Source organism: Sedimentitalea arenosa (genome assembly GCF_016428585.1).
Classification (GTDB): Bacteria; Pseudomonadota; Alphaproteobacteria; order Rhodobacterales; family Rhodobacteraceae; genus Sedimentitalea; species Sedimentitalea arenosa.
In genome coordinates this window covers 208,855-231,716 of the sequence record NZ_JAELVR010000008.1, presented here as the reverse complement: position 1 = coordinate 231,716, position 22,862 = coordinate 208,855, and the positions used below count along the sequence as shown (strand labels likewise).

The window sequence follows — 22,862 nt, the reverse complement described above, 5'->3', positions numbered from 1 at the left end:
TCATGTCCTTTTCCATTGCCGGCAAGACGGCCATCGTGACGGGTGCGGCCAACGGTATCGGCCTCGCCATCGGAAGACAGTTCGCGGAGAAAGGCGCCAATGTTGTCTTTGCCGACATGGATGAAAAACGCTTGCGGGACGAACTGGGCGACCGGGTCGAGGATAGTAACGTGCGCTACTTCGCCGGTGACATGCGCGAAAAGCTGGCCATCGCCAATCTCCTGTCGGCCACGCTGGATGCGTTCGACGAGGTGAACATCCTTGTGAACGGCGCGCGCCAGGTCGTGCAGTCCAACGCGCTCGACCCGGACGACGATTCCGTGATCACCCTGCTAAATCAGAACCTGATGCCGGCGCTGCGGCTGACGCAGCTTGTAGCCAAACGGATGATCAAGCAGTCCGAGGGGCAGACAGAGGGTCTTGCCGGGTCGATCATCAACCTCAGCTCGATCGCCGCACGCCGGACGCATCCCGACCTGCTGGGCTACTCTGTCAGCTCCGCCGCACTTGACCAGATGACCCGGTCTATGGCGGTGGCGCTGGCGCCCTATCGTATCCGGGTCAACGCCGTTGCGTTCGGCTCGGTGATGAGCGCATCCCTGAAGTCGACCCTGAAGGATCATCGCGAATACCGTGAGGATATCGAGGCCCATACGCCGCTGGCCCGCGTCGCAGCACCCGGCGAACTGGCCGATACGGTGCAATTCCTCGCGTCCGAAGGCTCGGGCTTCATGACCGGCCAGATTCTGACGGTCGATGGCGGGCGTACCCTGCTTGACCCGGTAGCGGCCCCTGTGCATTGACTTAAGCGGCGTCCCAGTCGCGGGCCGGGGAGCAAGCAGCCTTCCCCTAGCGCTGTCCGGGACAGTATCGAGCAGAACAGCGCGGATCCGGGAGAGAAATGATGAGCGAGGACATGGCCCCCCAGAAGGAGCGCGCCTCGGGCTGGTTCCGGCAATTGCGGGACGAAATCGTCGCGGCGTTCGAGACGCTGGAGGATAGCCATTCCGAGGGACCGATGACCGACGCTGCCCCCGGGCGTTTCGAGGTCAGCCAGACGCGGCGATCCGGCGCCGATGGCGAGGATGCGGGCGGCGGGGTGATGAGCGTCATGCGTGGCGGGCGGGTCTTCGAGAAAGTCGGCGTCAACGTATCGACCGTTTACGGCACGCTCGGCGAGCGCGCCCAGTCCGCTATGGCCGCGCGCAAGGGGATACCAGGCATGGAGGAGGACCCACGCTTCTGGGCCTCGGGGATCTCGTTGGTCGCGCATATGCAGAACCCGCATTGTCCCGCCGTGCACATGAATACGCGGATGTTCTGGACACCGCACGCGTGGTGGTTCGGTGGGGGCTCCGACCTCAACCCGTGCATCGAATATGACGAGGACACGGAACACTTCCATGCCACGCAGAAGGACCATCTCGACCCGCATGGACTGGCGCATTATCCGCGGCTCAAGGCGTGGGCGGATGAATATTTCTTTATCCCGCATCGCGGGCGGGCCCGCGGCGTCGGCGGCATCTTCATGGACGATTATTGCACCGGCGACTGGGAGGCGGATTTCTCTCTGACGCAGGACATCGGGCGAGCCTTCCTGCCGGCCTTCCTGCCGATTGTCGAGAAACGGCGCGTGCAGGATTTCGGAGAGGCGGAGAAGGATCGCCAGTTGGTCCATCGCGGGCTCTACGCGGAATACAATCTGGTCTATGATCGCGGCACGAAGTTCGGATTGGAGACCGGCCACGACGCCAACGCGGTATTGATGAGCTTGCCGCCGCTGGCCAAGTGGGTCTGAAACGAAAGGACGGTCACATGACACGCACCGATCGCGACGCGGTTCTGCTGACGGATGACATGCTGGCGGGGCTCGGGATTTCGACCGCCGAGGCCGCCGACAGCGTCGAGGCCGCGCTGGCCAACCAGGAAGGCGGGTCGCTGTTGACGGCGCCCAAATCGGCCATCGTGCCCGGGGACGGGCGCTACATGATGACGACGCTCTCGGTTGCGGACCTGACTGTGGTCAAGTCGGTCATGGTCAGTCCCCGAAACCCTGATCGCGGGTTGGACGGCATCGAGGGCAACATCCTGATTCAGGACAGCGAAACCGGCCTTCTGCGCGCGGTGATGGGGGCGAAATGGGTGACGGCGGTGCGCACTGCTGCGCTCAGCACGGTGGCGGCCCGACGGCTCGCCGATCCAGAGTCGGGCATCATCGCCTTCGTGGGTTGTGGCACCCAGGCGCACAGCCATCTCGACGCCTTCGCAGATCTTTTCCCGCTCAAGGCCGTTCGCGCGGTGGGGCGCGGTCAGGCCGGGATCGACCGGCTCTGCGAAGCCGCGCGGGCGCGGGGTCTGGCGGCGGAAGCCTGCAGCGACCCGCGCGACGCGTTCGCCGACGCGGACATCATCGTCACCTCGATCACGCTGTCCTATGACGTCGAGCCTTTTCTCGATGCCGGTTGGATGAAGCCGGGGGCCTTCGCAGCGATCACCGATCTCGCCTTGCCGTGGCGGCCCGAGGGCATGTCTGGGCTGGGAACTCTCTATATCGACGATCTCGAACAGGAGGCCGCAAGCCCCAAGCCGATGGTGGATCCGCAGTTGATCAGCGGTGACCTGCGGGATCTGGCCAAGCGGCCGCGCGCCAGCGCTTTTACCGCCGATACGCGTAGCGCATTCGTCTTTCGCGGCCTTGCCATCGGGGACTACGCCTTGGCGGCGCTGGCCTATGATCGCGCGGTGAAAGCCGGCATCGGTACGAGGATCACGCTCTGAGACGCCCGGATTTGGGTCTTGAAAAGCGAGATAGAGCGCTTTCATATCACGCAACCGCGATGTGAATGCCGCACCGCTCTGGAGAAATGTGATGAGTAAGGACCCCTACGCCGCGCTCGGAGTGAAGAAATCCGCGACGGCAGATGAGATAAAGAAAGCCTACCGCAAGATCGCCCGCGCCAATCACCCCGACCTCAAGCCTGATGATCCGCAGGCCGAGGCGCGGTTCAAGGCCGCGTCGGCCGCATATGATCTGTTGAAGGACCCCGAGACCCGCGCGCGGTTCGACCGGGGCGAGATCGATGCCACGGGCGCCGAGCGGCAGCAGCAGAGGCAGTATTATCGCGACTTCGCCGAAGCCGCCGAAAATCCCTATCGGTCGGGCCCGCGTCGTGACGATTTCGAAGATGCCTCCGATTTCTTCGCCGAGTTCATGCGCGGCCGAACAGGCGGCGGCCGGGGCTTTGGCGGACAGGGGTTCAGCGCCCGCGGCGCCGATGCGCAATATGCGCTCGAGATCGATTTCATGCAGGCCGTGAACGGCGGCAAGACCCGGATTACCCTGCCTGACGGGAGATCGCTTGAAGTCACGATCCCAAAGGGCACGGCGGATGGCCAGACGATCCGGCTGCGCGGAAAAGGTGCGCCCGGCATGGGCGGCGGCCCGGACGGGGATGCGCTGGTCACGCTGAGCGTGCGCCCGCACAAGCTGTTCCGTCGCGAAGGCAACGACATCATCATCACTCTTCCGATCACACTGGACGAAGCGGTGCTGGGCGGCAAGGTCGCGACGCCAACCATCGACGGATCCGTGAACCTGACGATCCCGAAGGGCGCCAGCAGCGGTCAGGTTCTGCGCCTGCGTGGCCGCGGCGTCCAGCCCACGGGCAAGGGGGCGCGGGGGGATCAGCGCGTCGAGTTGTCCATCGTCGCGCCCCCCAGGATCGATGACTCGCTGGCCGGTTTCATGGAAGACTGGCGCAAGACCCACGGCTATGATCCGCGCAGGGGGATGACAGCATGACCGTCCACTATACCGAAACCCAGGTGATCGCCGCCGTCACCCGCCTGACGCCCAAGCGGCTGAGCCGGTTCGTACAGGCCGAGTTCGTGACTCCGGTCCTGAGCGACACCGGGCCGAAGTTCCGCGATATTGACCGGGTGCGGCTGGAATTGTTGTGCGAGCTGTCCGACGATTTCGACCTCGACGAGGACGCGCTGGGCGTCATCATCTCGTTAATCGACCAGTTGCATAGCGTGCGCAGCGACCTGCGCCGCGTCCTGAGCGCCGTACAGCAGGAACCGACGGAAGTGCGCGAGCGGATCGCGAAGGCGCTGGCCGGCGTCTAGCTGCGATCCCGCAGCTTCCAGCCGGCCTGTCTGGGAAGGAACGCCTCGACTGCGGCGCTGGCTACGACCACCGTGTTTCCCGCCGGGTTCTCGACGTTCAAACCGCCCTTGACGGCCTTGACCGTGGCACGACCGCGCGGCAGGGCTTCGGCAAGCTTGTCGACATCGACCTTGTCGGGCTGCTGCACGCCGACCGTCACCTGCACCCGCATTGCATCGGTGTCCAGGTCAAGACTGGCGAAGATCGGCAGTGCGGAATGGCGGATCGCGTCTTCGATCGCCCGCGCGGCAGCCTTGGTGTAATCCATGCCGTACTGGTCGTTGCCCATGCCCATTTCGATGATCATCCGTTGCTCAGCCATCGGCGCGCTCCATGTCGAAGGCGACCGAGATCGCGGCGTTCGCGATGATGGTGGGCTGTCCGTCGCCATCCGGGCGCGGGATGTCGAGCCCGCCTTCGCGGATCACGATCTTCGGCTGCCCATAGGGGAAGACGGACAGCAATTCGTCGGTCTTCACTGCGTCCGGGCGCTGAACGCCGATCTCGACGGTAATGTGCATCGCTTCTTTCGGGAAGCCGAACAGTTCGGCCATGTTGATCGAATTGTGCCAGAGCGCATCTTCGAGCGCGCGGCGCGCGGCCTGTGTGTAGTCGCCCCGCCTCAGCGAGGTGCCCATACCGAATTCCGTCAAGACCCTGTGCATGATGCCTCCCCGGTGGTCACAAAAGTCTGTGTGACAAGTGCCGCAGCGGCATGCAAGGTCATTCCGGTTCCGCGACCGTCACCTTGAGTGAGGCATACCAAGCTGACAGATCGCGGATTTCCGACAGAGTGAGAGGTTCCGCGATCAGGGTCATGCGCCGGTCCTCGCGCAACCCTTTCTGAAACGCGACAAGGCTCTTTTCGAGGTAATAGGCGGATTGCCCCGCGAGGTTCGGAACTTCCGGATCGGTCGCGAGGCCGAGCTTGCCGTGGCAAACGGAGCACTGGCGCGCGAGCTTGCGTCCATTCTCGGCATCGGCGGCCTGTGCAGCACCGCCTGCCGCAAGGCACAGCGAGAGCGCGAGGAAAAGAGGGTTCTTCATACCCGCTCCTGTGTTGAACGGCGGGCCTCGGACGACCCGCCGGACATGGGTCATTCAGAATAGCTGATCCGATAGATCGCGTTGGCGAAGTCGTCAGACACCAGCAGCGAGCCGTCTTTCATCTGGATCACGTCGACGGGGCGGCCGTCATATTCACCGTTCTCGTCCAGCCAGCCCTCGGCAAAGGGTTCTGTCGTGGCGTTGCCCTCGTCATCGATGAAGGTCACCATCACACGCGCGCCGACAGGTTCGGTCCGGTTCCACGAGCCATGTTGGGCGGAGAAGATCGCGTTCTTGTATTTCTCCGGGAACATGTTTCCGGTGTAGAACGACATGCCCAGGTCTGCGGCATGCGCCACTGTTTCGACGGCAGGCATGACCACCTCGACCGGGACTTCCTCGCCGGCGTACTCGGTGGTGCGAACCGATCCGCCCCCATACCAGGGATGGCCGAAATGCTGTCCTTGCGCGGTCTGGCGGTTGATCTCGCCCGGCGGGATGTCGTCGCCCATGCCGTCGACCTGGTTGTCGGTCCACCACAGCTCGCCCGTCACGGGGTGGAAATCATGACCGACCGAATTGCGCACGCCGTAGGTATAGACCTCGCGCCCCGTCCCATCGCGGTTCATGCGGATGATTCCACCGATGCCCACCTCGTTGTAGAGATCCAGCTTTTCGGGTGGGGCCACGTTGAACGGCTGCCCCAGAGAGATGTAGAGCTTGTCGTCCGGCCCGATCTTTATGACTCGTGCGGTGTGGTTGTAGCTTTCCTCTTCCGGTGGGATCAGTTCGCCCTGAGGCACGATCGGAACCGCCACCACGTCGGGGCTTTCATGGAAGAACTCCGCCGCCGGATACATCATCACGCGGTTGCGTTCGGCGATGAACAGGAAACCGTCCTTGGAGAACGCGACGCCGTTGGGCACGTCCATTTCAAGCGACGGGGCGAAGTCCTTTACTTCGTCGGCCACCCGGTCGCGGTCGCGGTCTAGCACCGCCCATACCTTGGATTTCTTGGTTCCGACGAATAGAACGGTGCCCTGCGGCGCCATTGCCATGTGCCGTGCGTCAGGCACAAGAGCGTAGAGTTCGATCTTGAACCCTTCCGGTAGCGTGATTCCCTGCAGAACCTCGCGGATCGACTCGGCAGCGCTGCTGTTCTGGTCGATGATCGTGTGTTCCTTGGTCCCGGTGACCTTGAACGCTCCGAGTTTCTCGAGGTTGCTCTGCGCCAAGGCGGGCGCGGTGAGCAGCGCGCAGAAGGCCGCCGCCGTCGTAAATGCTTTCATGGTATCCTCCCAATCGATGTGCAGGCCCGTGCTCGGCGTATCCCTGTCTTCGGGAATTCCGACGAGGCCGGCCAACGCAGCTAATCACATCGGAAACGACTCCGCTACGTCGCTCACACGTTCAGCGGGAAGCTCGCGTTGGAAAATAATCCGAAAGTGGCAATAGGCGGATATCCGCCGATTCCGCGTGGATCAGGCCTTTCGCCAACCCGCTTCGCCCAAGGCATGCCAGTAGGATGGGGCGATCCGCATCCTGTTCGCGAGCCCCTTGTCCAGCAGGCGCCTGTGCATTTCCTTGAGACGCCAGCAGGGCACGTGCATCACCATGTGATGTTCGAGGTGATAATTCACCCAATAGGGCGCCACCAGAAGCCGCGCCACAGGACCGGCGAGGGTGGTGCGTACGTTTCTGAGCGGGTCTTCGGACTGTTCCGTCGCGCCGTGCTCGGCGATGTTGCGCACCCGCAGGACGAACTGGAACCACGTCAGGTAAGGCAGCAACCAGAATGCGAGCCCCCACCACCAATCTCCGATCAGCCCCATGAGCGCGATTATCCCGAGGAAGACAGGGAGCGATTTGAACAGGTCGCGCGCCTTGAAGGCCTGTGCGAAGTCACTGGCCGCTGCGTCGACCGCATCATGATCCCCGGCAAGGCGCACCGACATCATGATCTGCGCTGCCAATTGCCTGACCCCGGTCTGGCCGGTCAGGTCACGGGTAAACTTGCGCTTCAGCGAGGCGCGCGATGTCGGGAATTTCGACGACAGGACAAGGTCGGGGTCTTTCTCGGTCTGGGTGAACCGGTGGTGCGTCAGGTGATAGTGGCGATAGGCGGACAGCTCGGCGAGGATCGGGCGTCCGCACAGCCATTCTCCGACGATGTCATTGGCCTTGCGGTTGCGGAACAATGCGTTGTGTGCGGCCTCGTGCATGAGGATGGCGAGCCCCAGCTGGCGCGACCCGATCACCATGACCGCCAGCGCAAAGGTCAGCAGGTTGGGCCAGAAGCCAAAGAGCGCCACGGCGGCTGCGATCGTGCCCCAGCAATGCAGGACCAGCCATGCACCCATCAGGTCGGACCGTTCGGCCAAAGGACGGATTTCGTCCGAACTCAGGTATTCCTTCCCCGGTGTCATGCCCTACTCCCTCATGCGTCACGAAGGTGGCAAAACGCTCCACACGGTGTCAACCGAAGCGCAGCGTCACTTGGAGCCGTGCCAGTCGAAGAACCCGGGCCCTGCCTGCGCCAGCAGGCGTCTGGCCATCTCCGCGCCCAAGGCCGCGCCATCCTCGATCGCGCACTCGCCACTGTCCGTGATCGATTCCGATCCGTCAGGCCGCAGGACTTCGCCGCGCAGATACAGGCGGCCTTCATCCAGAGTCGCCAATCCGGCGATCGGGGTCTCGCAGGATCCGTCGAGTGCGGCCAGGAAAGCACGCTCGGCGGCCAGCCGCTCTCCGGTCTGCCGGTCGTGGATGGCCGCCAGCATGTCTGCCGCGCGGCTGTCGTCGCCGCGCCGTTCGATGCCGATCGCGCCCTGCGCGACCGCCGGCAGCATGTCGGTATCGGCGATCGGGGTGGCGGGGACATCGTCGCGCCCCAGTCGGTTCAGCCCCGCCATCGCCAGGAAGGTGCATTCGGCGACGCCATCCGCCAGCTTCTTGAGCCGAGTCTGCACGTTGCCGCGGAATTCCACCACCCGCAGGTCGGGCCGCCGGTTCAAAAGCTGGGCCTTGCGCCGCAGGCTGGACGTGCCGACCACCGCGCCTTCTGCCAAGTCCGTCAGCGCGGTCGCACGCGGCGAGACAAAAGCGTCCCGTGTGTCCTCGCGGGGCAGGTAGGTATCCAGCAACAAGCCCGCGGGCTGCGCCACGGGCATATCCTTCATCGAATGCACGGCGATGTCGATTCCGCCCGAGAGCAGTGCCTCCTCGATCTCCTTTGTGAACAGGCCCTTGTTGCCGATCTCTTTCAGCGGGCGGTCAGCATCGATCATTGCCCGGTTGTCGCCCGTGGTCTTGATGACCACGATCTCGAACGCTTCGGGCGGCAGATCGAAGGCCCGCGCCAGCCGGTCGCGGGTTTCATGCGCCTGCGCCAGCGCGAGCGGCGAACCACGGGTGCCGATCTTCAGCGGCGAGGCGGGGGAGGGGAGGGCGATACTCATGTCATCTCTTTAGTCGCGTCATATTGCCCTTACAACCACTCGGGGTTGACAATTTCCGGTCCAACCCGGACCCATGTCGCACACGGCATGCGGGGGGCGAAGATGTCCGGAACCAAGAAACTGATGCGGGCGCTGGCCGGGGAAACCCAGGTGGTGCCGCCGATCTGGATGATGCGCCAGGCTGGCCGCTATCTGCCCGAGTACCGCGCGACCCGCGAACAGGCCGGGGATTTCCTGTCGCTTTGCTACAACAGCGATCTCGCGACAGAGGTCACGCTGCAGCCGATCCGCCGCTACGGGTTCGACGCGGCGATTCTGTTTGCGGACATCCTTCTGGTACCGCAGGCGCTTGGCGCCGATCTCTGGTTCGTCACAGGCGAGGGGCCGCGCCTGTCGACCGTGACGACACAGGCTGATTTCGATGCGTTGAAACCGGCGGATGCCATCCATGACACGCTGGCCCCGATCTATCAAACCGTGCGGAACCTGTCGGAGGCCCTCCCGTCCGAAACCGCGCTCATCGGCTTCGCTGGCGCGCCGTGGACCGTCGCGACCTACATGATCGCCGGGCGCGGAACACCGGATCAGGCGCCGGCGCATGCCTTGCGTGACGAGAACACGGCGCTGTTCGAGGCGCTTCTTTCACGCATCACCGAAGCGACGATTGATTACCTTTCGATGCAGATCGAAGCCGGGGCTGAGACCGTAAAGATTTTCGACAGTTGGGCGGGCTCGCTCAAGGGAGAGGCGTTCGACAGATACGCTCTGGCACCATGCCGGGAAATCACCGCGGCGCTGAAGACGCGGCACCCGGATGTGCCGGTGATCGGGTTCCCGCGCGAGGCGGGTGAGAAGTATGTCGGATTCGCAAAGGCGACCGGAGTCGATTGCGTGGCACTCGACAACTCGGTCGACCCGGATTGGGCAGCGGCCAATGTTCAGATCGACGGCTGTGTGCAGGGAAACCTCGCGTCCGCGCATATGGTGACCGGCGGCCAGGCGCTGATCGATGAAACCCGAGCGATCGTGCGCGCGTTCTCTGGCGGGCCGCATGTGTTCAATCTTGGACACGGGATCACCCCGGACGCCGATCCGGACAACGTGCAACTCATGATCGACACCGTGCGCGAGAGCCGATGACGCGTCCTCAAGAAATCTGAAATTGGCCTCTTGACGCCCGTGAATGGCTGGCCTAATTGCCGAGGCGCTTGTGGCGGAGTAGCTCAGCTGGTTAGAGCAGCGGAATCATAATCCGCGTGTCGGGGGTTCAAGTCCCTCCTCCGCTACCAAATTACCTAGTAAAAAAAACGGTACAAGTTCAGCACGATGAGGCGCGGGTTCCCGACCGGAATTTCGATCTCCTACTTGCCAGCCGCCCGCAATAACGTCAACGCATTCGCCCCCGCGGAAGTCGATGCGTTCAGATTCTCGATCTGGGATCTTGCAAGATACAGTGTCGTTATGCGTTCCAAGGCTTCCGCGTCGTTGAATTGAGTGACGGTGTCCTCGCCGATGACACCGCGTATCTTGTCACGAAACACGTCTAGTTGTTGGTCGATGTCTATCTGTCCGAACGACTTGGGAAGTCCCAGCGCTGTTTCGAACATGGTTCTCAAGGGGGGGAGACCCATCAGAGTAAACCACTTGGCATCTTCGCTTTTGTCTGATCCTGCCAATTCCGCCAGTTCTCGTTGCGCATAGAGCGCAATACGCATCGAGTCGTCCTGATTGCCAACGGAAATCTCGAATTCTTGCACTTTGTTGCGCGCCGCGATCTCGGCCATTGCAAGGGCGTTCGTCGTCTTGGAAGTTGCGCCCGGGCCAAACCCGAATGCTTCACTCATTTCCTTGTACCTCTTGTCAGTCAAGCGGTTGGCCAACGCATCGTCGCTCTCGGTGCCATCCTGGAGAATTTTCTGGATGAAGTAGCGATTGTCGATATCCGCCTGCAGCCCAAAAGCACCCAACGCAACTCCCAACAGTCTTCGGTCGCGAACGAGATCCTCGGCGGATTGAATCGTTGCGATCTTTTCCTTGAAGTAGTCGGAATCGCGTTCGAGTTTAGGAGACTTGGAAAAGGCCGATAGCTGGTCGTCATAGGTGCGTTGGAGGAAGCGCCAACCTGACAAACCGACTGCAGGTATGACAGGTTGGAAGGTCATGACGGTCTCGCCGCAAGCAGTCTTTCTTCTCTTGGAAGAAGGCTGCGCAGTGATTTGAGGCACTTGTAGTGCTCATCGTTGATCAGTGACGAGGTCGCTTCCGCGAGGCACCTTCGACTGTCAGAATCTCTGAACACCTGGCTGAGTTCCTCGATGCTTCGCAGCAAGGAGAACCGCGCGGCGTCAGGATCGGCATCGCCGGTCAGGATCAGTTGCGCGGCATAGCAGACGCGTCGAACGGGCGTGTTTGCCTCATTCGGATGGATGGCGTCCCTCAAGCGCAAGATGTTCGCGTCGGGGGAAACGATCGACAGCCGACTCCTGCGGTCGCCATTTTCGATCACTGCCCCATTGATCAGGACCCGTTCCTTTGGAGATAGCTTGAGAACAAGACCGCCCATGTCACTTCGCCCCGCTGCGCAGACCGCGCAAGATGGCGGTATTGATTTCCAGTAGTGGTTCGACGGTCGCTCGGCGGGCAAGCACCTTGCTGGTATGATGTGTCGTGAATTCTGCGAGGTAGAAAAGCCTTGCGCGCAAGTCCTGCGGCAATCTGTTGCCGGGATCTGCGACGTCGGTCGCGAAAATCTTCCAGAGCTTCCGGTTCTCGTGAAGCGCTTCGGCAAGGGCCGCAAAACCTGACGCGCCTTGAGAGTGGGCTGTCCGCATCCGCGCGGTAATTCGCGCCACGGCTTCGTATTCCGTTCCGCGGCTGGTTCTGGTGGGCGCGGATGCCGCCGAGTAAGCTCGCCTTGCTTGGGAAAGAGCGTTCAAGTCATGTCCTCACATTCTGAAAGGGAACAACGTGTGGCCGGGGCGAATGTCGCCCCGGCCATTTGCATTAGCGGAACAGCGACAAGATGGTCTGTGGTGCCTGGTTCGCAATCGAAAGCGCTTGCACACCGAGCTGCTGCTGTGTCTGCAGCGCTTGAAGCCGCGCGGACGCCTCTTCCATGTCGGCATCGACCAGTGTGCCGATACCGGATTTCATGGCGTCCGTCAGTTTGCCGACGAACTCGTTCTGATCCGAAATCCGCTTGCTGGATGCACCAAGGCTTGCAGCTCCTTCGATTGCGGTCTGAAGAAACCCTTCCAGTTCACCCAGGGCCGTTGCTGCAGTGGCCGCGTCGGTAATTCCGGTCCGACCCGCGACATCCAGATCAGCCTCGAAGTCCGCCGTCGCCACATCGATCGTCGCAACGGTCGGGGCCGTCGGTGCAGCAGCGGTACTGCCGGGGGCCCGATCGAGAGACGAAACGACGGTAAGCTGTGTGCCACCGTTGCCGTCAACGTCGGTTTTCAGAAGATTGACACCGTTGAACTGCGACGCCTCGATGATCGAGAGGATCTGAGCCTCCTTCTCGGCCATTTCGGCTTCGATCTTGGCGAAATCCGCGGTTTCCGTGTTACCGGAAATCGCCAGTTCTTTCATGTCTTCCAAAACCTTGACGATCTGTTCGGCACCGGCCGAAGCCACCGCGACGGTCGACTCGCCGATGGACAGGCTGTCCGAAACCGCGTTGAAGCCGGCGACGTCGGATTCCATCACTTTCGAGATTGCCCAGATGGCAGATCCGTCCTTGGCGCTGGATACGTCCTTGCCGGTCGCGATCTGGTCCTGCGTCTTTGCCAGGTTGGAGTTGATCCCCTTGAGGGTTTGCAATGCGACCATTGCGCTGTTGTTTGTCAGAATGCTGGACATAGCACTTTTCCTTTAGCCTCGGGGCTGTTTCACCCCAGTACATTCCGCCTTTAAAGGCGGACCAAACGTCTTTCTGACCTGTGCGATCACCGACCTGATCGGCAACGCGCCACCTCATCATTGAAGTGCCTGATCACGATGCATGCAGAGTTGCTAATGGAGTCCTAAACCTGCCAAGTGGCTTAGTTCCGATTTGACTCAAAACCTGCTTCAAGCGCGCTTCTCGACACTGGGAAGCGTCGAAGTGGAGAAGTTTGTCTTGTGACCGGTCCGATCGTACACTTCGAGACCCGCACGAACCTTCCGTAAGTCGGCCATGCGGTTCGCAACTGCCCGAATTCCGTCCAGCGCGCTGCCAAGCAACGCCTGATTCCGTGTCACTTTCTCATGCACCAGAGCGAGGTGTTCGCCCTGATGCGTGTTCAGATCGTTCAATCGATGCACCAGGTCCTCCTTGGCGGGCATCAGGTGACCGATCTCTTCCAGATCACCTGAGAGCAGGGCCTTTCTTTCCCGATCGAGAAGTTGGTCGAGTGCTTCGATCAGGCCGTGCGACGTTTCATCTTTCATGGTTTGCCTCCTTCAGGGCTTCGAATAGGGATTCCGCAAGTCCGATACCTCCGGACTGCGCCATTTGATCTGCTTGGGCACGTATGAGCAGTGAAGAGAACTGGTCCTCACCGACACCTCCACCCATCGAGTCACGGCTTTTTCCAAGTCCGGCGGATTTGAGCATTTCCGCGAGAAACGCGGCTTCAAGATCCATCGCGGCCTTGCGCAGAGGAGCGTCCAGAGCTTGCGTCGCTGGAACCTTGCTCTGCGAAATCGTGGAAATCGAACTCGTCATCACTTGCCTCAAATTGCGTCAATTTTCTGATCCTGAAGGCAATCCGGTTAAAATAAACGTAACCGCTGTGACCGAGGGTTGGCCTATCGAGATAGAACATCCGGGGCATCATGCAGACAGAATCGATACATCCGCTCATGTCGGTCAAGGGCCAGCCTGCTGCCTCAACAGGTAGTCTTAAGACGGGTCATGGCTGGGTAAGCGGTTCGGACAAGTCGGCGCCCAAAGCGGCGGCGACCTTCGGCAGCGTGTTTGCACAAGTTTCAACGTCGGGCGAAGCGGTGGAGATGCCGACTACGATCGGTGACCCTCAAGTTGCGGAAGCCGAGCCGGATGTCTCCGAAGATGCCGAAGAGGAAAGCGATGATTCGCTGCGGTTGGAGAGAAAGACCGACCCGGAGGAAACAGACGATCTGATCGAATGGCCCCTTCCGGACACTGGGGTGCCGCAAGAGGGAAGAACAGATGTAAACTCTTCCGCCACGCGTCAGCCGGAAAAGGGGCCGCAACAAGCTATAGAACGCGTTGCGTCACAGGTTCGAACCGACAAAGTAGAGTCCACACGAAGCCCGGACGTCGCGCGCACTGAAAAGAGCGGCGCAATATCGCAGCATCAAACCGTCGCCATGACGGACGTTTCTCTCCAGCCCGGGTTCGAACCGAGCGTCGAAATTGTCAGTGCGAATGTTTCGTTGCCCGAACCGCAACGGGAAACAGAGGGTCACTTTGTGTCGCCGACTGAGAGTAAGGAAAATGCAGCTCGTTCGGCCAGTGAAATGAGAAATCACAATGGTCTCCAGACGCCCGTCGTCGCGGTTGCAAGCAGTCCGTTGGAGGCGCCCGAAAATGATAAAACCCACAGTGAGTTTCGTCCGTCGAAATCGGTTTTCGAAGCGGATATCGGAATAAAGACGTCTTCTGCGAATTCGCCACGCGTCGCCTCAGCCGGTGTGACCGAGCCGATGCTCTTGGTGCCGGGTGTCGACAGGGAGAATCCCAAGGGCCATGCACGGAAAGAAATTCCCTCATTGGACTTGGCGAGCCCTGTCAATCTGACGGCTGTCTCGAATTCGAGCGCTCTCACTTCGATCCAGCCGGTAACGATCGAACGGGACCGAATATCGTCACTCGCGGACATGACCGCTCGGCAAGCGCTGGCGACAGGGGAAGCGGGCGGGCTCGGACTGCAGGTCCAAACGCTGGATGGGGAGTCCATCCTGCACGTCCTGCCGCGTTCGGATATGACGATGATGCAGCCGGCTGCGCCGCAAATCGATTTTTCTGCGATTCGGCCGGAGGTTGTGCGAAATGCCGCGGCGAACGCAGTCGAGGTTCTGGTCCGGCAGCCAGGTCAATCCGTCGATATCTCGCTCGATCCGAAGGAACTGGGACGTGTCCGAATGGCGCTCTCGACTTCGGAAACCGGCATGACAGTCGTCATCACGGCGGAGCGACCCGAAACACAGGAATTGATGCGACGCAATATCGATCAGCTCGCACAGGAATTCCAAAGCCTCGGGTACGAAAACATGTCGTTCGAATTCCAGGGTGAGTCCGCTGGTCGGGACGGCGCGTCCGACTCGTCCCCTTCGGACACTCGTCCCGATCACGACGCTGTAGAATCGGCACGCACGCCGAAAGCTTATCGCCTGGCCTCGACCGGGCTCGATCTGAGGTTGTAATCAATGAACACGATCAATCCCGTGGCCGCAAGCGCTTCATCGCCTGGCCAATCCAATGCGACTGCGACGTCCACCCAACAAAACACCAAGGGGCTCGCATCGGACTTCGAGACCTTCCTGAAAATGCTGACGGCCCAAGCAAGACATCAAGATCCGCTGGAACCCATTGATTCAACGGAATACGCCGCGCAGCTCGCGCAGTTCTCTATGGTCGAACAACAAGTCCAGAGCAACGACACCTTGACGGCGCTACTCGATCAAATGGCGACATCGAACATGGCATCCTTGGCCGGTTGGGTCGGCATGGAGGCGCGTGCCGAGTCTCCAATGTACTTCGATGGAACGCCGATCACGATATCTCCCAACCCGGCCAAGACCGCGGACCAGGCCTTCCTCGTGGTCAAGAATTCGGACGGACAGGAAGTCCAGCGGCAAGCGATTTCGATTGCCAACGATTCGGTTCAATGGGCCGGCGTCGACGACGGTGGCGCGCCGTTCGCAAACGGCATCTACAGCTTCGAAGTGGAAAGCCTGAGCGATGGACAGCCGGTTCCATCCGGAGCGACCGAGGTCTACGGGCGCATCACCGAAGCCCAGACGCAAGGTAACTCCGTCGTTCTCGTCATGCAGGGTGGCGTGACGGTCCCGGCCAATGCCGTGTCTGCGCTCCGGAATCCCTGAGGATCGAACCGGGACGCAGGCGATCCGCCTTTCTTGCCGTGGCATTGGGTAAACTCGGGAAGCGACAAACAGGCTTCGATCGGATTGCGTCGATACCTGAACCGATGGCTCGCGATACTAGGGAACTATTGGAAACGAGGCTGTGCGCCGAACAGTGAGGCTTTGTGAAAAATCCCACCAACGGCACCGGAATTCTTGGGTGGCCGCAGCCTAACAGCTCCGAAGAAGCGGATTTCCTGAGTTGAGTGTCAGGCAGGTCTGTGCCGATCAATTCGTCTTGTGTGCCACGAGAAAACACTGATTTCGTCGATGCGAAGGCTGGCTTGGTTGGGAAGAGACCCGAGTTGACGAAGGCAGATGGCCAATCGAGCAGGCCGAAAAGGCCGTTCTGTGAGCTTCGTTTGCGTAGAGCCTAACGCCGCAACTCAATGCGAGAAGAATTTGAACCTTGGTTCGAGCACGTTGATTCGCTGCCGCAGTTCGCGAGCGAGGTCCGGAACATGTTTACATTCCTGTTTGGCAGACGGGGGCTTGACCAAAGGACAGGAGTTCGGACATTTTGAGTTCAAGGAGCGAAAGCCGGGGGGATTTCCAGAAGCTGAAATCGAGTGACACCAGCATTTCAGCAGATGCTGTGCAAAGATGGCTCTGTTGGACAATGCCCGGGGCAGTCCAGCCTTGAGATCGGAAAGTCACGAAATCCTTGCGACTATCAGGGGAAAGGGCGACGCGCGTGCTGGCACACCGCAACGGTGAGTCAACTTGCGTTATCTCGCAGAGATCGGCGCGATTAAAGCGCCGGGCACGAACGCACCATTTCGACGGTGTGACGCACCCGAAAGGCATCGGGCCCGTGGGGAGCACTACAGGAATTGTCATCTAGGGAGGAATAATGATGACCAAAGACAAGGCAATAGGCCGCCGATCGTTTCTGAAGAAGTCGGTTCTGGCGGGCGGAGCCGTTGCTGGCAGTTCGCTTGCAGCCCCGGCCGTTCTGGCGCAATCCCCGATCGTTCTGAAAATGCAGACCTCGTGGTCCGCTTCCAACATCTGGCAGGAGTTCGCGCAGGACTACGTGAACCGGGTCGAAGCGATGTCCGGGGGGCGGTTGAAGATCGACCTGTTGCCCGCAGGCGCCGTCGTTGCGGCCTTCCAGGTGCTGGACGCGGTCAATGACGGCCTGCTCGACGCGGCCCATTCGGTTCCGGTCTATTGGTACGGCAAGAACAAGGCGGCGTCGCTTTTCGGCACCGGGCCGGTTTTCGGCGGTTCGGCCACGACGATGCTGAGCTGGTTCTACGAGGGCGGTGGCGCCGAGCTCTATCGCGAACTGACCCAGGACATCATGGGGCTGGACGTCGAAGGCTACATGGGCTTCCCGATGTTCGCGCAGCCGTTCGGCTGGTTCAAGGGGGAGGTCAACACCGCCGCCGACCTTAATGGCTTCAAGTACCGCACGGTCGGCCTCGCGGCGGACCTTCTGCAGCTGATGGGCATGTCGGTGGCACAATTGCCCGGCGGCGAGATCGTCCCGGCGATGGAGCGTGGTGTGATCGACGCGTTCGAATTCAACAACCCGTCGTCGGACAAGGACTTCGGCGCGCATGACGTCGCCAAGAACTATTACCTGTCCTCTTACCACCAGGCCTCCGAGAGCTTCGAATTCCTGTTCAACAAGCTGACCATGGAGGATCTAGACCCCGATCTGCGCGCGATCCTCGTGCACGGTGTCGAAGCGGCATCGACGGCAAACACGGCCAAGGCGATGCGGCGCTATTCGGCAGACCTGCAATGGCTTCAGGACGAGGCCGGTGTGACCGTGCACCGTACGTCCAAGGACATACTCGACGCGCAGGTCAAAGCCTGGGACCAACTGATCCCAGAACTGGAACAGGACCCGTTCATGAAGAAGACGTTGGATAGCCAGCGCGCCTGGGTGGAACAGGTGACCTTCTACGAGATCATGAACGCACCGGACTACACGCTTGCCTACGAGCACTACTTCCCCGGCAAGCTGAAGCTCTGATCCGCCGCAATCTGAATCGCACCCCGGCGCCTTGGCGCCGGGGTTTCATTGACAACCGAAGGGAAGACCATGGTCGGTTTCATCCGCTTCGCGGACAATCTGTCCGCGTGGTTCGGCAAGGCGTTCGCCTGGCTCATCATCCTCATGTCCGTTGGAACCGGCTACGAGGTGTTCGTGCGCTACGTGTTGAACAGCCCGACAGCCTGGGCGCTGGACGTTTCCTTTATCATGTACGGGACGCTCTTCATGATGGGTGGCGCCTACACGCTGTCGCGCGGCGGGCATGTGCGCGGTGATTTCATCTACCGCCTGTGGAAACCGCGCACCCAGGGCGCTGTCGACCTGGTGCTTTACATTCTCTTCTTCTTTCCGGGCGTCACGGCTCTAATTTTCGCAGGCTGGAAATACGCTGCCCGTTCCTGGCAATACGGTGAGGTGTCGGTCAACAGCCCCGCCGGTGTGCCGATCTACCAGTTCAAGGCGGTGATCGTTGCGGCCGGCATCCTGCTGTTCATTCAGGGGATCGCACAGGTCATGCGCTGCATCATCGCGATCCAAACGAACCACTGGCTTGTCGCCGAAGAGGACGTGCTCGAAACAGAGCACCTGCTGATGGAGCAGGCCAGCAAGGGTGATCGGTCATGACGGATCCACAGATTGCCCTGATGATGCTGGGGCTGTTCATCGTCTTCGTGTTTCTCGGCTTCCCGATCGCTTTCACGCTGATGGCCATGGGCATCGGCTTTGGCTACTACGCCTATTTCGACGCGCGCCGCATGTGGCGGTCGTTTGACCGGCTCGAGGAGACGGCCGGCACATGGGAGCAATGGACCACCTGGATAGAGGGGTTCTTCAACAACCGAATATTCGACCTGTTCGTGAACCAGACCTTCACGGTGATGTCGAACGAGGTTCTGACGGCCGTGCCGCTGTTCCTGTTCATGGGCTATATCGTCGAGCGCGCCAATATCGTCGATCGCCTGTTCACGACGCTGAATATCGCGTCAAAGAACATCCCCGGGTCAATGGGGGTCGCGGCCCTGATCACCTGCGCGCTCTTCGCCACCGCCACCGGCATCGTCGGTGCGGTCGTGACCTTGATGGGGCTGTTGGCCCTGCCGGCGATGCTGAAGGCGCGATATGATCCCTCCTTCGCCAGCGGCATCATTTGCGCCGGGGGCACGCTCGGGATCCTGATCCCGCCCTCGATCATGCTGATCGTCTACGCGGCTGCGTCCAACGTGTCGATCGTGCGTCTGTATGCCGGCGCGTTGCTTCCGGGGCTGACTCTCGTCGGGCTGTACCTGATCTATGTGATCGGGCGGTCGATCCTGCAGCCCTCCTCGGCACCGCGCCCCACGGACGAGGAAGTGCCCGACATCCCGAAGGGCAAGCTGTTCCTTATGGTGGTGACCTCATTCCTGCCACTCGCCTTCCTGATCCTCGCCGTGCTTGGCTCGATCCTGTTCGGTCTCGCGACCCCGACCGAGGCCGCGTCGATCGGTGCTTTGGGTGGTATGCTGCTGGCCGTGGTCTATCGTGCGATGACATGGCAGAGGCTGCGGGAAAGCGTCTATCTGACGGTGCGCACGACTGCGATGGTCTGTTGGCTTTTCGTCGGATCTTACACGTTCTCGGCGGTCTTCTCCTATCTCGGGGGCGAGCACGTCATCTCGGAATTCGTGCAAGGTCTGAACCTGACCCCGATCCAGTTCCTGATCATGGCGCAGATCATCATCTTCCTGCTCGGCTGGCCGCTGGAATGGTCCGAGATCATCATCATCTTCGTGCCGATCTTTTTGCCGTTGCTGAAGTTCTTTGAAATCGACCCGCTGTTCTTCGGCATCCTCGTGGCCTTGAACCTGCAGACCAGCTTCCTGACTCCACCGATGGCAATGTCGGCCTACTACCTGAAGGGGATCGCGCCACCGGAAGTGCGGCTGACGCAGATCTTCGCGGGGGTGATGCCGTTCCTGTTCTGCGTGATCCTGTCTATGGTGTTGATGTACGTCTTCCCGCAGATCGTGTTCTATCTGCCAGAGCTGTTCTATGGTAAGTGACCTGTCCGCACGCAAACGACCGCAGCCGCATGCCGGCGTGGCGGGCATCGGCGCGGTCGATCTGCGGGATCGCATCGCGTCCGGTGCGCTCAGCGCGGTAGAACTGGTCGAAATCTGCATCGCCCGGATCGAAGCGCGCGAGGAGACCGTGGGCGCTTGGGCCTGGATCGATTTCGATTTCGCGCGCGCTCAGGCGCGGCAACTGGATGCGCACCGGGCGTCGGGGCGCGCCATCGGTCCGCTGCACGGCTTGCCAGTGGGGGTGAAGGACATCATCGACACGGCGAAGATCCCAACTGAGAACGGCTGTGCGCTGGACGCTGGACGGGTTCCGCCGCGAGATGCCTTCGTGATCGAACGCCTGCGCCAGGCCGGTGCGGTGATCATGGGCAAGACCGTCACCACCGAACTGGCCTTCATGCACCCGGGCAAGACCCGGAACCCGCACGATCCCGATCACACGCCTGGCGGTTCGTCCTCGGGCTCGGCCGCGGCGGTGGCGGACGGCATGGTGCCGCTCGCCATCGGCACGCAGACCGGCGGATCGGTCATCCGTCCGGCGTCTTTTTGTGGTGTGACCGGTTTCAAGCCCAGCTTCGGAGCGATCCCGCGCCGCGGCGTCCTGATGCAGTCGCCGTCGCTGGACACGATCGGCGTTTTCGCCAGCGACCCGCGCGGGGCGGCGATGCTCGCCGAGGTTCTGTACGGCCACGACGAAACGGACAGCGCCACACGCCTCGCCCCGTTCCCGCGGCTGCTCGAAACGGCGAGTGCGAAGCCGCCGCTGGCACCGGTCTTCGCCCTCGTGCGCCCACCGGGTTGGGATACGGCTGACTTGCAGCTCCGCGATGCCTTTGCGGAACTCGCCGACGCGTTGGGAGACCAAGTCTTCGAGGTGGAGTTGCCGGAGGTTTTCGGAGAAGCCGCCGCGCAGCGGGAATGCATCAACTTCGCCGAGATGTCGCGTTGCTATTATCGCTATGCGCGCGACGGTGCAGACCAATTGGGTGAAGAGACTCGCGACGCGCTTGAACGTGGAAACGCGCTTCTGGCCCGCGACTATCTCGCAGCGTTGGATTGGCCGAGGGTTCTAAATGCCGGCCTCGACGCGATCTTTGAGCGGTGCGATGCGATCCTCTGCTCCGCTGCGCCGGGGCCCGCGCCCGAAGGGATCGGATCGACCGGCAGCGCCATCTTCAACGGCTTGTGGACTCTTTGCGGAACGCCTGCGGTCACAGTCCCGATACTGGCTGCCCAAAATGGCCTGCCGATGGGTGTGCAACTGGTAGCCGCTCGCGGTGAGGACGCCCGATTGCTGCGCACGGCGCAATGGCTCCATAACTGGGCCGATGACTGACATGAAACGGGGAACCTGATATGAATCGCTTGCTCGCCCTGATCGCCTTTCTCGCGCTTGCTGCCTTTGTGCTGGTACTGGTCATCGAAGTGCCAAGCCCGGATCTGATCGTGGTCGCGACCTTGACGATCGCGATGGTCGCCTATGATTTCGTGACCTCCAGCGGCAAACCGCGCGGCTAGGGGATGCTCCGCGAACCGGCGACGATGCCCATGACCTCGCAACAAATGCGGAGTAAGCCGGAATGAGGTGCGGATAGTCTTTAGGTGGTCGGTTGCGGCGATCTCTCGGCCGCGCGGAGCCTCTCGATGGCTCAGTCCATCTGTTCGGATCCGATCAATCGGAGTCGCGAACCTCGCGGACCCAAGCAACGATCGACGCGCGGGCTTCCTGGTCCATCTGGATTGCGTTGGGGGGCGGCATCGCATGGCTCAGCCCGGCCTGCAGATAGATCTGGTCGGCGTGGCGCGCGACATCGCTTTCCGTCTCGAGCACCACGTTCTTGGGCGCCCAGTGCAAACCCTCCCATGAAGGTTCGCGCGCGTGGCACATCGAACAATTCCCCACCACCGCGTAATAGGCATCCTCGAAACTTTCGGCGGACGCATATCTTTCCTCATAGGAAGTAAGTGGACGCGCCTCGGCTTCCTCGTAGCTGTCGCCCCCCGGAACGGTCGACAGCCAGGCGATCACGATCATCAGCAGCACGGTGACGGCCCAGGTCCAATGCGGCCCTTTTCCTGTCTTGTGCATGGTGTTGAAATAGTGCCGGATCGTGACCCCGGTCAGGAAGATCAGGCTGGCGATGATCCAGGAATATGCAGTGGCGAACGCCAAAGGGTAATGGTTGGACAGCATCAGGAAGACGACCGGCAGGGTCAGATAGTTGTTGTGGGTCGAACGCACCTTGGCGATCTTGCCGTATTTCGCATCCGGCGTCCGTCCGGCCTTGAGGTCCGCGACCACGATGCGCTGGTTCGGCATGATCTGGAAGAACACGTTCGCTGTCATGATCGTCGCGGTGAACGCACCCAGATGCAGCAGCGCGGCCCGGCCGGTGAAGATCTGGTTGTAGCCCCAGGACATCACCACCAGGATGATGAACAACAGCAGCATCAGGGCGGTCGGGTGATCGCTCAGCCGCGACTTGCACATGGCATCATAGGCCAGCCAGCCGATTGTCAGCGATCCAGCGGAAATCAGGATGCCCTGCCACAACGCCAGATCGGCCTTGGTCGGGTCGATCAGGTAAAGTTCGCCGCCCACCCAATAGATGATCATCAATAGCGCCGCACCAGAGAGCCAGGTCGAATAGCTCTGCCATTTGTGCCACGTCAGGTGTTCCGGCATCCGCGCGGGCGCGACGAGATACTTGACCGTGTGATAAAAGCCGCCGCCATGGACCTCCCATTCCTCGCCATAAGCACCCTCGGGCAGGGCCGGGTTGGGTTTCAGCATCAGGTCCAGTGCGATGAAATAGAACGAGGCTCCGATCCAGGCCATTGCGGTGATCACGTGAAGCCAACGCACCGAAAAGGCGATCCAGTCCCATAGAATTGCCAGATCATACATGGTTGCCCTCCAAAGATTCGACGTTTCGACCAGTCTAGGCGAGACTGGTTTATTCTGGTATTGCTGGCAAACGCCAAGCAGCATCAAAAATTTCGGAATA

26 protein-coding genes and 1 tRNA gene are annotated in these 22,862 nt (G+C 61.2%); 14 read left to right on the top strand and 13 right to left on the bottom strand.

The window, feature by feature from the left end; genetic code table 11:
• Nucleotides 1-2: 2 nt before the first annotated feature.
• The 5 genes from JF290_RS13160 to JF290_RS13140 all read left to right on the top strand — a co-directional run bounded on the left by JF290_RS13160 (nucleotide 3) and on the right by JF290_RS13140 (nucleotide 4,128).
• On the top strand, nucleotides 3-803 hold the full coding sequence (locus JF290_RS13160; RefSeq protein WP_199025350.1) for an SDR family NAD(P)-dependent oxidoreductase: 801 nt from the start codon (nucleotides 3-5) through the stop codon (nucleotides 801-803).
• A 101-nt stretch (nucleotides 804-904) separates the two neighbouring features.
• Nucleotides 905-1,798 carry an oxygen-dependent coproporphyrinogen oxidase gene (gene hemF, locus JF290_RS13155; RefSeq protein WP_199025349.1) on the top strand — a complete coding sequence of 298 codons (894 nt, stop codon included), beginning with the start codon at nucleotides 905-907 and terminating at the stop codon, nucleotides 1,796-1,798.
• Between the two features lie 17 nt (nucleotides 1,799-1,815).
• Nucleotides 1,816-2,778 carry an ornithine cyclodeaminase family protein gene (locus tag JF290_RS13150; RefSeq protein WP_199025348.1) on the top strand — a complete coding sequence of 321 codons (963 nt, stop codon included), beginning with the start codon at nucleotides 1,816-1,818 and terminating at the stop codon, nucleotides 2,776-2,778.
• A 91-nt stretch (nucleotides 2,779-2,869) separates the two neighbouring features.
• Nucleotides 2,870-3,802: a DnaJ C-terminal domain-containing protein gene (locus tag JF290_RS13145; protein WP_199025347.1), complete on the top strand. Its 933-nt coding sequence runs from the start codon at nucleotides 2,870-2,872 to the stop codon at nucleotides 3,800-3,802.
• Entirely contained in the window at nucleotides 3,799-4,128 is a 330-nt protein-coding gene (locus tag JF290_RS13140; RefSeq protein ID WP_199025346.1) for a hypothetical protein, read from the top strand. The genes JF290_RS13145 and JF290_RS13140 overlap by 4 nt, the downstream gene beginning before the upstream one ends.
• Here the strand turns inward: JF290_RS13140 and JF290_RS13135 are convergent.
• The 6 genes from JF290_RS13135 to hemC form a co-directional block, all read right to left on the bottom strand.
• Complete coding sequence (locus JF290_RS13135) at nucleotides 4,125-4,490, bottom strand: Lin0512 family protein (protein ID WP_199025345.1); 366 nt, start codon at nucleotides 4,488-4,490, stop codon at nucleotides 4,125-4,127. The two genes, JF290_RS13140 and JF290_RS13135, sit on opposite strands and share 4 nt — an antisense overlap.
• On the bottom strand, nucleotides 4,483-4,833 hold the full coding sequence (locus JF290_RS13130) for a Lin0512 family protein (RefSeq protein WP_199025344.1): 351 nt from the start codon (nucleotides 4,831-4,833) through the stop codon (nucleotides 4,483-4,485). The genes JF290_RS13135 and JF290_RS13130 overlap by 8 nt, the downstream gene beginning before the upstream one ends.
• Before the next feature lie 58 nt (nucleotides 4,834-4,891).
• Nucleotides 4,892-5,215, bottom strand: coding sequence for a c-type cytochrome (locus JF290_RS13125; protein WP_199025343.1), 324 nt, complete (start codon nucleotides 5,213-5,215; stop codon nucleotides 4,892-4,894).
• Nucleotides 5,216-5,265: 50 nt separating this feature from the next.
• Nucleotides 5,266-6,504 (bottom strand): PQQ-dependent sugar dehydrogenase, encoded by a 1,239-nt coding sequence (locus tag JF290_RS13120; protein WP_199025342.1) that lies wholly within the window; start codon nucleotides 6,502-6,504, stop codon nucleotides 5,266-5,268.
• Nucleotides 6,505-6,696: 192 nt separating this feature from the next.
• A complete protein-coding gene (locus JF290_RS13115) occupies nucleotides 6,697-7,641 on the bottom strand; it encodes a fatty acid desaturase family protein (protein WP_199025341.1) in 945 nt (314 codons plus the stop codon).
• A gap of 66 nt (nucleotides 7,642-7,707) precedes the next feature.
• Nucleotides 7,708-8,673, bottom strand: coding sequence for a hydroxymethylbilane synthase (gene hemC / locus JF290_RS13110; RefSeq protein WP_199025340.1), 966 nt, complete (start codon nucleotides 8,671-8,673; stop codon nucleotides 7,708-7,710).
• Nucleotides 8,674-8,775: 102 nt separating this feature from the next.
• Here hemC and hemE point away from each other — a divergent pair, with 102 nt between their 5' ends.
• Entirely contained in the window at nucleotides 8,776-9,813 is a 1,038-nt protein-coding gene (hemE, locus tag JF290_RS13105; RefSeq protein ID WP_199025339.1) for a uroporphyrinogen decarboxylase, read from the top strand.
• Nucleotides 9,814-9,885: 72 nt separating this feature from the next.
• Nucleotides 9,886-9,962 (top strand) — tRNA-Met (locus JF290_RS13100).
• A 72-nt stretch (nucleotides 9,963-10,034) separates the two neighbouring features.
• Here the strand turns inward: JF290_RS13100 and JF290_RS13095 are convergent.
• From JF290_RS13095 to JF290_RS13070, 6 genes are all read right to left on the bottom strand, one after another.
• Complete coding sequence (locus JF290_RS13095; protein ID WP_199025338.1) at nucleotides 10,035-10,835, bottom strand: DUF1217 domain-containing protein; 801 nt, start codon at nucleotides 10,833-10,835, stop codon at nucleotides 10,035-10,037.
• A complete protein-coding gene (gene flbT, locus JF290_RS13090; RefSeq protein ID WP_199025337.1) occupies nucleotides 10,832-11,236 on the bottom strand; it encodes a flagellar biosynthesis repressor FlbT in 405 nt (134 codons plus the stop codon). Before flbT ends, JF290_RS13095 begins: the two co-directional genes overlap by 4 nt.
• A gap of 1 nt (nucleotide 11,237) precedes the next feature.
• Nucleotides 11,238-11,609 (bottom strand): flagellar biosynthesis regulator FlaF, encoded by a 372-nt coding sequence (gene flaF, locus JF290_RS13085; protein ID WP_199025336.1) that lies wholly within the window; start codon nucleotides 11,607-11,609, stop codon nucleotides 11,238-11,240.
• A gap of 67 nt (nucleotides 11,610-11,676) precedes the next feature.
• Nucleotides 11,677-12,537 (bottom strand): flagellin N-terminal helical domain-containing protein, encoded by an 861-nt coding sequence (locus tag JF290_RS13080; protein ID WP_199025335.1) that lies wholly within the window; start codon nucleotides 12,535-12,537, stop codon nucleotides 11,677-11,679.
• A 210-nt stretch (nucleotides 12,538-12,747) separates the two neighbouring features.
• Entirely contained in the window at nucleotides 12,748-13,107 is a 360-nt protein-coding gene (locus tag JF290_RS13075; protein WP_199025334.1) for a flagellar biosynthesis protein FlgN, read from the bottom strand.
• Nucleotides 13,097-13,384 carry a rod-binding protein gene (locus JF290_RS13070; protein WP_199025333.1) on the bottom strand — a complete coding sequence of 96 codons (288 nt, stop codon included), beginning with the start codon at nucleotides 13,382-13,384 and terminating at the stop codon, nucleotides 13,097-13,099. The genes JF290_RS13075 and JF290_RS13070 overlap by 11 nt, the downstream gene beginning before the upstream one ends.
• Before the next feature lie 110 nt (nucleotides 13,385-13,494).
• Between JF290_RS13070 and JF290_RS13065 the strand changes: the two genes are divergently transcribed.
• From JF290_RS13065 to JF290_RS13035, 7 genes are all read left to right on the top strand, one after another.
• The gene (locus JF290_RS13065) at nucleotides 13,495-15,066 is read left to right on the top strand and encodes a flagellar hook-length control protein FliK (RefSeq protein WP_199025332.1); all 1,572 of its coding nucleotides are present in this window, start codon (nucleotides 13,495-13,497) and stop codon (nucleotides 15,064-15,066) included.
• A gap of 3 nt (nucleotides 15,067-15,069) precedes the next feature.
• Nucleotides 15,070-15,747 (top strand): flagellar hook capping FlgD N-terminal domain-containing protein, encoded by a 678-nt coding sequence (locus tag JF290_RS13060; protein WP_199025331.1) that lies wholly within the window; start codon nucleotides 15,070-15,072, stop codon nucleotides 15,745-15,747.
• A gap of 895 nt (nucleotides 15,748-16,642) precedes the next feature.
• Entirely contained in the window at nucleotides 16,643-17,773 is a 1,131-nt protein-coding gene (locus JF290_RS13055) for a TRAP transporter substrate-binding protein (RefSeq protein WP_199025330.1), read from the top strand.
• A 69-nt stretch (nucleotides 17,774-17,842) separates the two neighbouring features.
• On the top strand, nucleotides 17,843-18,418 hold the full coding sequence (locus JF290_RS13050; RefSeq protein ID WP_199025329.1) for a TRAP transporter small permease subunit: 576 nt from the start codon (nucleotides 17,843-17,845) through the stop codon (nucleotides 18,416-18,418).
• Nucleotides 18,415-19,833, top strand: a complete 1,419-nt coding sequence (locus tag JF290_RS13045) for a TRAP transporter large permease (protein WP_199025328.1) — start codon at nucleotides 18,415-18,417, stop codon at nucleotides 19,831-19,833. Before JF290_RS13050 ends, JF290_RS13045 begins: the two co-directional genes overlap by 4 nt.
• Nucleotides 19,823-21,190 carry an amidase gene (locus JF290_RS13040; protein WP_199025327.1) on the top strand — a complete coding sequence of 456 codons (1,368 nt, stop codon included), beginning with the start codon at nucleotides 19,823-19,825 and terminating at the stop codon, nucleotides 21,188-21,190. Before JF290_RS13045 ends, JF290_RS13040 begins: the two co-directional genes overlap by 11 nt.
• Nucleotides 21,191-21,210: 20 nt before the next feature.
• On the top strand, nucleotides 21,211-21,372 hold the full coding sequence (locus tag JF290_RS13035; RefSeq protein WP_199025326.1) for a hypothetical protein: 162 nt from the start codon (nucleotides 21,211-21,213) through the stop codon (nucleotides 21,370-21,372).
• Between the two features lie 154 nt (nucleotides 21,373-21,526).
• On the opposite strand, the gene JF290_RS13030 is transcribed toward JF290_RS13035, so the two are convergent.
• Nucleotides 21,527-22,762 carry a urate hydroxylase PuuD gene (locus JF290_RS13030; protein ID WP_199025325.1) on the bottom strand — a complete coding sequence of 412 codons (1,236 nt, stop codon included), beginning with the start codon at nucleotides 22,760-22,762 and terminating at the stop codon, nucleotides 21,527-21,529.
• Nucleotides 22,763-22,862 lie beyond the last annotated feature (100 nt).